6 protein-coding genes are annotated in these 9,605 nt (G+C 59.7%); 2 read left to right on the top strand and 4 right to left on the bottom strand.

The features are described 5' to 3' along the window. From GHN86_RS06915 to GHN86_RS06900, 4 genes are all read right to left on the bottom strand, one after another. Positions 1-3,215: DUF6531 domain-containing protein (locus GHN86_RS06915; protein WP_194286542.1), on the bottom strand; the 3,215-nt coding region annotated here is incomplete at its 3' end. After that, complete coding sequence (locus GHN86_RS06910; protein ID WP_323369243.1) at positions 3,212-3,952, bottom strand: DUF4123 domain-containing protein; 741 nt, start codon at positions 3,950-3,952, stop codon at positions 3,212-3,214. The genes GHN86_RS06915 and GHN86_RS06910, both read right to left, overlap by 4 nt. Continuing rightward, entirely contained in the window at positions 3,942-5,975 is a 2,034-nt protein-coding gene (locus GHN86_RS06905; protein WP_153386292.1) for a type VI secretion system tip protein VgrG, read from the bottom strand. Before GHN86_RS06905 ends, GHN86_RS06910 begins: the two co-directional genes overlap by 11 nt. Before the next feature lie 216 nt (positions 5,976-6,191). Beyond that, positions 6,192-6,779, bottom strand: coding sequence for a flavin reductase family protein (locus tag GHN86_RS06900; RefSeq protein WP_153378311.1), 588 nt, complete (start codon positions 6,777-6,779; stop codon positions 6,192-6,194). Positions 6,780-6,943: 164 nt separating this feature from the next. On the opposite strand from GHN86_RS06900, the gene GHN86_RS06895 reads away from it, so the two are divergent. Continuing rightward, positions 6,944-8,284, top strand: a complete 1,341-nt coding sequence (locus tag GHN86_RS06895; RefSeq protein WP_194286541.1) for an MFS transporter — start codon at positions 6,944-6,946, stop codon at positions 8,282-8,284. 144 nt (positions 8,285-8,428) lie between these two features. Further along, positions 8,429-9,442, top strand: a complete 1,014-nt coding sequence (locus GHN86_RS06890) for a LacI family DNA-binding transcriptional regulator (RefSeq protein WP_153378309.1) — start codon at positions 8,429-8,431, stop codon at positions 9,440-9,442. Positions 9,443-9,605: the final 163 nt, after the last annotated feature.

The following is a 9,605-nucleotide window of genomic DNA, read 5'->3' as shown; positions in this document are numbered from 1 at the left end:
TGCAGGTCGTATTCGTAGGCCAGCGGCCATTGGCCGTCGTCGACGGCGGTGAGGCGGCCGAGGCTGTCGTAGGTGTAAGTGATTTCACTGCCGTCGGGCAGGGTTTTGACCAGCAGGCGTCCGGCACTGTCGCGCTGGTAGGCGGTTTTCAGCGGCGGGGTGTCGGACGACAGGGTGTCGGGGTATTCGGTTTTTTCCAGCAGGTGGCCGTTGAGGTCGTAGGCGTAGGCGGTTTTGCTGCCGTCAAAGCCGATTTCCTGACGCAGCAGGCCGTTGGGGTGGTAGTGGAGCTGGTAGTGCTCGTTGTGTTCGTTTTCGATGCCGGTGAGCAGCAGGCGGGCGTTGTCGTAGCGGTAGTTGAGCTGGCTGCCGTCGGGGTTGATGCGGCGGCTGACGAGGTGCAGGTGGTCGGCGTATTCGTAGCGGGTGATGTGGCCGCGTTCGTCGCGTTCGGCGGTGACTTTGCCGTAGGCGTTGTAGCTCCAGGCGCGGGTTTTACCGCCGGGCAGGGTGATTTGACTCAGGCGGCCTGCGGCGTCCCATTTGTAGTGCGTTTGGGTGCCGTCGGGTTCCTGCTGGGTGGTTTTGCGGCCTTGGGCGTCGTAGGCGTAATGGCGCTGGGTGCCGTCGGGCAGTCGTTCGCCGGTCAGTTGGCCGTGGGTGTTCCAGGTCAGTTGGTGGTAGCTGTCGTCAGGGTGCTGGATGAGGGTGATTTTGCCCTGCGGGCTGTAGGTGTAGCGGGTGATGTGGCCGTCAGGGTCGGTCTGGCGGGTGATGTCGCCCTGGGCGTTGCGCTCGTAATACCACTGCGCCATGCCGCGCCGGATTTTGCGCACGTGGCCGTCGAGGTAGCTGTAGTAGGTGGGTTCGTCCTCGGGCGGGATCAGGGCGGTGAGGTGCCCGCTTTCGTTGTACTGGTATTCAGTGACGGCGCCGAGGGGGTCTTTTTCAGCGATCAGGCGGCCTTGTTCGTCGTAGGTTTTTTGATGGTTGGCGCCGTCCGGGTCGGTCTGGCTGACGAGGCGGGCGTTGCTGTCGTGCTCGTAGATTTGTCGGCTGCCGTCCTGGTGATGGACGGTGACGGTGCCGGCGTCGTCCCACTCGTAGCGGGCGTGCATTTGCCCGAAGTTGTTCCAGTGGCGGATGCAGCGCGCCTGTTTGCCACGGTGTTGCCACTCCCAGTAAAACGTCGCGCCGCCGGCCAGTTGCCGTTCCTGGATGACGTGGTCGGCGTCGTAGCGGTAGTGCTCGGTTTCTTGCAGGGGGTTGGCGGCGCCGATCAGTTGACCCGCGTCGTTGTAGGTGTAGGTGACGGCAGTGTGCAGGGTGGTCCAGCGTTCAAGGCGCACGCGGTGTCTGGCGTAGTGCTCGTCGGAGCGTTCGATGAATTCGCGGCTGTGGTCGTAGTACTGGTAGTCGACGGCGCACAGCCGGTCGTTGTGGTAGCGCAGCATCAGGGCGCGTTCAAACTTGTTTTCGATGCGGTGCAGGCGGCCGTCGCGATAGGTGATGGTCAGGCGGTTGCCGTAGGCATCGCTGATGGCGGTCAGTTTGAAGTGCTTGAAGTGGTAGAAGCGCTGGGTTTTGCCCGATTGGGCGAGGACCAGTTCGCCGTCTTTTTCACCCAGGTAGATCGCGGCCCGGGCCAGGCTGTTGGTGATGGCCGGGCGTTGTGCGGTGGGGATCGGAAAGCGGGTCTGGCGGTTTTCGTGGTCGGTCCACAGCAGTTCGTTGCCGTCTTCTTGCAGGCGATGGTTCAGGCTGTGGCTCCAGCCAAAACCCAGGCTGCTTGGGTTTTCGACGGCGCTGGTGCGGTACAGGCGCGTCCATTCGAAGGGCAGCACGCCATCAAGCACGGCATCGGTGAGGGTCAGCAGTTCTTCGCCGGTGACCATCGAGACCGGACAGCCTTGGGTGCAGGTTTTGTCAGCCGGTTCGGCGGGCTGGTCGTTGAGGTTTTTCGATTGCGCCGGGACGTCGTCGACGTGTTGGACTTGCACGATTTCGGTGTAGGTCTGGGGTTTGCCGCGCACCATCAGGGTGGTGTCGAGCAGCGACTGATCGGGGCCGTCGCCGGGTTGGCGGGTGAGGTCGACCTTGCCTTTTGTGCCGGTGTTCAGCGGCGCGTCGGCGTGCAACAGGATGGGTTTGCTTATTTGTGTATGTTGGGTTGAGCGGGCTTTGCTGGTGCGCAGCAGCAGGTCGATAAAGCTGTCCAAAAGGTGAGTGGCTTTGGCGGTGACGGTCATCGTTGGCAAAGCTTTGGCGGTGTATTTCACCGCCAGCCCCAGCCCGCCGGTCAGAACCACACCGATCAGGATGTCGATTAGCACCTCGCTGGTCAGGCGCGTAACTATTTCAGTGCACAGATGTGGCGGCAGTAATTGCAGCCAGGCTTGGAAGGTGGAGAAATACGCCCACAGCAGTGGTTCGTCACTGGCGATTAAATACAGGGCTTGCAGCGATTGGCCTGAGGCCTGCAAGAGGCTGTCGAGTTGTTCCGGGTTAAGGAACTCAGCGAGTTTTTCGAGATTCTTTTTTGGGTGAGTGATGAGATCGAACAGTTTAACCAGGCTGTCCCAAAGTCCTATCAGCGTGTCGCCAAACCCCTTGAGGGCGCTCTGCGCATGCAGCAGCAGTTGTTCTGCATTAGTGGCGTTGTCATAGGCGCGCCAGAGCGGATGGAATTCGTTGTTCCATTGCTGCGAGAGCCAGTCGCCAAGTTCGTTGAGCAGGCCTTGATAGGAGTCGAAGTAAGCGTCGATTTGTTGCGGTGTGGTCTGGGGGTAGAAGGTGACGCGGTAGCGCTGATCGGGCTTGCAGCCTTCGAGAAGCTTTATGCCGCTGTCGTCGATGTGGGTGTGGAGTTCTTCGCCGTCGGTATCGAGGGTGGTGGCAAAGCCATAGTTGTCCGGTCGCAGGGGTTTAGAGCGCAGGGGCGTCAGACGCACAGGGGTGTTGCCAATCGGCACGAAGTGCGCGGATTCAAAGGCATGAATCAAGGTCAGCGTGCCGTCTTTCTTGCATTGGGCGTAGTGAATCGCCGGGCCTTTGCTCTCTATATTGCGGGTGATGGCGCTATCGCCCGCACTGAATTTTTGTTCGGCGGCAAGAAGGCCGCCGTACCACTTTGAAGTTTGCAGGCGGTACTCGGCCAGGCAGTCTCTGAGTTGCAACAGGAGGGTCGGTACGTCGGGCTGGATGCTGTCAGTCATTGGCCTATTTCCTGTTGCAGGTGGGCAGTAAAACGCGCGTGGTCGAAGTTCAGGACGGAGTCGGTGGCGGCCAGATAGGACTCTACTTTTTGCCGAAGGAGGTTTTCGGCGGTGGCGTTGTAGAGCAATGGAGCGGTTTCTTTCAGCAACTGCATCAGGTTGTCGGTCACGCTGCTGGAATCCTGTTCTACGAGTGCGTACAGAAGGTCTTCAGGCACCTGCCACCAAGGGAACGCCTGTGCCGGGCGGTTTGCCCCCTGACCCACGACCACGGGCTGGCCGTTGACCCAGTAACGGTCAAACACGGGCAGTACGTCTGGGGTGGTTACGCCAAGTTGCTGGAGGACAGTGAGGAAATACCGGCCATCCCAAAAGCGGAAAAAAACAGCGTCGCCCGGGGCTGTAAATACCTGGGTCAGACCGCGAAGGTGCTCGGCAATCAGTTCGGGCGGGGCGCTGGAAATAGCCAGCCAGCCCCAGTCTTGCGCGTCGGTGCGTGCCGCCCAATGCAGAAAATCTTCCTTGCCGGTCAGGCTCAGTAACCAAGGCATCACGGGCAGCCAGTCAGCGTAAGGTGTGTTGGCCCACAAGGGCTCGGCGGGTTGTGGCTCATATTTGCGCCAAGCCGCCAGCGGCTGTGCTGTGCTGGTGGAGCTGATGACGGCGTACAGGTGCTCGCTGGGGCGTAACGGGTTTTTGGCCAGCCACTGCTGGGGGGTGATCGCTTTAGATGTCACAGACACCTCCTTTGCAGCGCTCGCACTCTTCGCAAAAAGGCGCGCTGCGCGACAGGTTGTCGATTTGGTTGGGGGTCAGCAGGGCGGCGGTCAGCGGGGCAAGGCCTGATGTGTTGGCGGGCAAGGCCGGTGTGCCTGGAACCGGGGCACCGCCTGGCAGAATCGGTGAACTGGCGTAGATGCCCGCCGAGTTGATGATCACGTGCTGACCGCCGGCCATCAGGCTCATGCCGGCACCTGCGGCCAGGGTCAGGCTGGCCCCGGCTTTGAGGTGAACTTCTTGTCCGGCCTCTACGGTCATGACCTGACCCACCCGGGTATGGCTGCTGACAGCGACCTCGCGATGGTCATTGGCCAGTAGTTGTACCTTGCGGTCTGCGCTGACCGTGCGCTGGTCCTCGGCCATCAGCACGCTGTTACGGTCTCGATGGATGAGTTCCTTGCGTGTGCCATCGACTTGCAGCTGACTGTCGTTTTTGATGTGCTGCTCAAGGTCGCGCTGGGCGTGCAGGTAGATCACTTCGGCGCCTTTGCGGTCCTCGATATGCAGCTCGTTGTAACCGCCGCCGCCCGGTGTGCTGCGGCTGCGCAGAACGCTGCGGGTTTTGTTCGCGGGCAATGGCCAGGGCGTCGGGTTGAGGCTGTTTGGCAGGCACGATGAAAGAACCGGTTGGTCGGGATTACCCTCCAAAAAATGCACCAGTACTTCCATGCCCACCCGCGGCACCATGACCGAGCCATAACGGTCCCCGGCCCAACGGGAGGCGACGCGCACCCAGCAACTGCTGTGATCGTCGTTCTGGCCTTCGCGATCCCAATGAAACTGCACCTTGACCCGGCCATAAGGGTCGCAATGCACTTCGTCATTGGTCGGGCCGCACACACGGGCTGTCTGGGCACCCAATACGCAAGGTTTGGGGTGCTCAAGGGCCGGGCGGTAAAACACGTCCCAAGGGGTGGCAGAAAAGGTATTGCGGTAGCCCTGAACGAATCCGTCTGCAGGTATGACCGGCGGGTGTGCGGCGGACTCTTCAAGGGCTTGCGGTTGTTTGCCTTCGTGGGTGATTCGGGTCAGCAGCCAGAGGTCATTCCAGCTCGTTTGGGGGTGCTCGGCCAAGTCCAGAAAGTGACCGGAAACCAGCGCCGGATGATCACTTTTACCGCTGGCCTGGTGATACTCGCTACGGTGCCGTTCGAGGGCGCGCTGGCTGAGCAATTTGCCGCGCTGCTCGTGAGTGAAGTGACCGGGGTAACGGTAGTCTTCGAGGTCCGGTTGGGGTTTGGTGCGGTCGGGGCCAGCGTCGGCCAGCAGTTGGCGACTGGCCATTTGAAAGTCGTAATCGCGCAATGTGCTGCGGGTGACGCAGGTTTGCAGGCCGACATGGAATGCGTTGACTGACGGCGTACCCGCGACAAGGCCGCTGTCCGGGTGGAAGGACGTGGCGGGAGTGATTTTCTGAAATAGGCTCTGGCCGTCGCCAAACCACAGGTGGTGGCTGTTGGGGGTGTGCTGGAAGTGGTAGTGAATGCCTTCTTCTTCGCACAGGCGCTGGATAAAGTGCAGGTCACTTTCCTGATACTGCACACAGTAGTCGCGCGCCGTGTACTGGGTCTCAAGGATGAACCGGTAACGGTCACTGAAAATGCCGTGTTCTTCGAGGATCACACCAATGATCTGCTCGACGGTTTGGTGCTGGAAAATACGCAGATTGGTGCGGTGGCGCAGGACGTCCAGCTGCGGCACGAGTGCCAGAGTGTAATGGGTCAGGCGTTTGCCGCTGTCGCCTTGGGCTATTTCAGTGATATGCCCGTGGACACCCGTGCCGCCTTCAGAAAAGGCCAGAAAGGCCGGTTGATGCAACAGACGCTCAATGTCTAAGTCGGCACGCTCGCTGACCAGTACCACATCGAAGCGATAAGGCGTGCTAATGCCTTCATTGCCGGAGAAAGAGACAACCTGAAAATCGGCGCCAAAGCCTTCAATGCTCAGGCTGAAGCGAGACTGGGACAGTGAACGTGACATCTATGGTTCCTTGCACGGCGCACGTTCTGAAGGCTGGTAGGCATCAGAACTCTTTAAGGTCGCGCAAGTGTGCAAGGCGGTATTGGAGTTGGATGTAGGATGGATCTTTCAGGTATGAGGATTAGGGCGAATATCAGGTAGGAATAATTATTTTAGGGCGAGAGTTGCCGGCCGCGGCTCTTATTTCATGAGACCGCGGCGACGGGATTTCCGTGGTCAGGAGTGCGTGTTCTCGCTCACGTCCAGCGCTTCGCCAATGGCGTAATAATGGCCGCCCGCTATGTAGTGCAGGCTGCGCCAGGCCGGGTCGGCTGTTTCAAACTGCCAGTGGCCGTCCTTGAACACGCGTGTATCGGCCCACGCACCGGTGACTTCGCCGATAAACAGGTCGTAAGTGGTCTGGTTGTGGGGTTCGGGGATCAGCGTGCACGCCAGCCAGGCCGAGCAACCGGTCACGAAGGGCAGTGACTGGCCTTCGATCTCGAACAGGTTGACCCCGCAATGAGCGAGTTTGTCCGGGTCGCTGTAAAGGCTGAGGCTGCCCACACGGCTGGTCAGTTCAAGTTGCGCCACGGTGGGCACCTGAATGACAAACCTGGCGCTTTGCTCGATCAGTTCGCGGGTTTTGACAGATTTGTCGAGCACCACCGTCAGTTTGGGCGGGGAAAAATCCAGCGCACAGGCCCACGACGCGGCCATGACGTTTTGTACGCCATTGTGTTGGGCCGAGACCAGAATCGTAGGGCCGTGGTTGATCAGTCGGTAAGCCTTGTCCAACGGGACGGCTGCAATGTGCGAGTCCATAAGAGCTCCTTGGAGGTGGTTTGGTGTCAGGCGGGGGCTGACGATGTTACTCAATTGAATCGCTCTACGTCGGTGCTGACTAAGTCGATGACAGGTCTGGAGCAGGGCATTTTAGTCGCTGCCCCGATAATCCGTGGATTAGCGATCAAATGCCGAGGTTCACGATGACCCGTCCGTACGCCCTTGAAGTCAGTCCAAAAACCCTGAGAAAAGTGATTGTTGCAGCCGCAATCGGCAATTTCGTCGAGTGGTTTGATTTCGCGATTTACGGTTTTTTGGCCACCACCATTGCGCAACAGTTTTTCCCCAGTGGCGATGCCAGTGCAGCCTTGCTCAAAACCTTCGCGGTGTTTGCCGTGGCCTTTGCATTCAGGCCGCTGGGCGGGATTTTCTTCGGCATGCTGGGCGACCGGATTGGCCGCAAACGCACACTGGCAATGACCATTTTGTTGATGGCCGGGGCCACCACCTTGATCGGTGTGTTGCCCACGTATGCGGCGATCGGGGTATTGGCACCGATTCTGTTGACGTTGATCCGTTGTGCTCAGGGCTTTTCCGCCGGGGGTGAATACGCGGGGGCCTGCGCCTACCTGATGGAGCACGCACCCCACGACAAACGCGCCTGGTATGGCAGTTTTCTGCCCGTGTCGACCTTTAGCGCGTTCGCAGCAGCGGCCGTGGTGGCTTACGCGTTTGAAGCCTCATTGTCAGCGCAGACGATGGCGGACTGGGGTTGGCGGCTGCCGTTTCTGATCGCGGCTCCTTTGGGGTTGGTGGGGCTGTACATGCGCAGCAAGCTGGATGAAACCCCGGCGTTCAAGGCGGTGGCTCAGGAGCACGCGGTCGCACATTCACCGCTCAAGGAAACCTTGCGCAACCACGGCGCGGCCATCTGTTGCCTGGGCGCATTCGTGTCACTGACGGCGCTGTCGTTCTATATGTTTACCACCTACTTTGCGACGTACCTGCAAGTCGCTGGCGGCTTGAGCCGCGCCACGGCGTTGTTGGTGTCATTGATCGCGCTTATTTTTGCCGCTGCGATCTGCCCGCTGGCCGGGCTGTATTCGGATCGGGTCGGGCGTCGAGTCACCGTGTTCACGGCGTGTGTGCTGTTAATGGTGGCGGTCTATCCGTCGCTTCTGATGGCCAGTTCCGGCGGGTTTGCCGCCTCAGTGATCGGCGTGATGCTGTTGGCGACGGGCGCGGTGTTGTGTGGCGTGGTGACGGCCGCCTTGCTTTCGGAAACCTTTCCCACACGCACGCGCTATACCGCGTCTGCCATCACCTACAACATGGCCTACACCTTGTTTGGTGGCACGGCACAGCTGGTGGCGACATGGCTGATAACCACCACGGGCAGCAACCTGTCACCGGCGTTTTATTTGATAGCGGTCGCACTACTGGCGTTGGTGGGGGGATTGGCGTTGCCGGAGACGTCAAGGATTTCTCTGCATGAGGTGCCGGCAGGGGATGAGGGCGTGGGCTTGCTGGAATCGGCGCTGTAGCGCTGGCTCATTCATGAATGGCCAGTTCATCTGCCTTGCGCAAGCGTCATTCAGACCCATACGTCATCTCTACCCAGATGAGGCATCCCTATATTATGCTCGTGCGCCTTCCTGCGAGGGTTCTAGATAAAGGCTGCGTTATCAATGACCAAATCCTTCACCACCCTGGATGATGTTGCGAAAGTCGCAGGTATGTCGCGTGCGCAAGTTTCGCGGGCGCTGCGCTGTGATCCGGGAGTCCGTCCCGAGACTCGCAAGCGTATCGAGGAGATTGCGGAGCAGATGAATTACAAGCCCAATCTGGCCGCGCGCAGCCTGGTGTCTTCGACGTCATCCATCGTAGGGTTGGTGATCGGCGACTTGAACAACCCCTTCCATATTCAGCTTGCTCAATCTCTGGATGCGCAACTGCTGGCTCGCGGGTTTGACCCGGTGACGTCATTGCGCGCGCTGGAAACCGGTTCCGCGCTGCTGGACTCGGACCGCTTGCTGCGGTTGCGCGCAGCCGGGGTCATTCTGATCGGTACGTCGCACACCTCGCAGGTGATCGGTCAAATCGCCGAGAAACTCCCCTGTGTGTTCCTGGGCAACAAACGGGTCAGTCATCCGCAGGTGGTGTCCATTGTGGTCGACGACGAGTCGGGGGTGCGGCAGGCCATGGCTCACCTTTTCTCGTTGGGGCATCGCAGGATTGCGCATTTGGGTGGTGGCAATGAACCTTCTGCCCGTGAGCGCACCCGCATTTTCTGTCGGGTCATGCATGAAGCCGGGTTGGAACCGATCGTGTTGCGTGGCACACACACCGCCACTTTCGGCCGGCAAGGAGTGGATGCCCTGTTCGCTGACGGTGATGGCCCCACGGCTATTTTTGCTGCCAACGATTGTATTGCCGTCGGCGTACTCGACCGGCTGATGGGCAGGGGCTTGTCCGTGCCTGATGATGTTGCGGTGATCGGCTTTGACGACATTCCTGATGCTAAGAACGAGGTGTTCTCGCTTTCGACCCTGCGTCAGGACACGCAAGCGCAGGCGCAGGCGGCTGTCGCGGCACTTGAAGCCATGCTCAAAGGTAACGTCATGAAGGTTCGGCGCCTCATCATGCCCGTCGAACTGATTGTTCGCCGCACCACCTCATCTCCCTGCAAAGCCGCAAGATAAAGCGGTCAAAACCGTCTGCGACCGATTGACGCACACGGCCGCTACCCCTAAGATTCGCGCCATTGCGCAGCTGACAAGTGACCGCCTTTGATGTGCGGACACTGGCAAGCTGCTTTTTTTTGCCATACGAATGAGAGCGCTCTCATTTTAATCAAGTGCTTTG

Origin of the sequence: Pseudomonas helleri (assembly GCF_009600315.1) — a bacterium.
Lineage (GTDB): Bacteria > Pseudomonadota > Gammaproteobacteria > Pseudomonadales > Pseudomonadaceae > Aquipseudomonas > Aquipseudomonas helleri_A.
Note: the sequence above shows the minus strand (reverse complement) of the source record. Positions and strands in the feature narration are given on the sequence as shown.

What these genes read in the sequence shown, in the direction of transcription:
- GHN86_RS06890 (WP_153378309.1), top strand. Translation starts at nt 8,429, where the DNA reads ATGACCAAATCCTTCACCACCCTGGATGATGTTGCGAAAGTCGCAGGT.
- GHN86_RS06895 (WP_194286541.1), top strand. Translation starts at nt 6,944, where the DNA reads ATGACCCGTCCGTACGCCCTTGAAGTCAGTCCAAAAACCCTGAGAAAA.
- GHN86_RS06900 (WP_153378311.1), bottom strand. Translation starts at nt 6,779, where the DNA reads ATGGACTCGCACATTGCAGCCGTCCCGTTGGACAAGGCTTACCGACTG.
- GHN86_RS06905 (WP_153386292.1), bottom strand. Translation starts at nt 5,975, where the DNA reads ATGTCACGTTCACTGTCCCAGTCTCGCTTCAGCCTGAGCATTGAAGGC.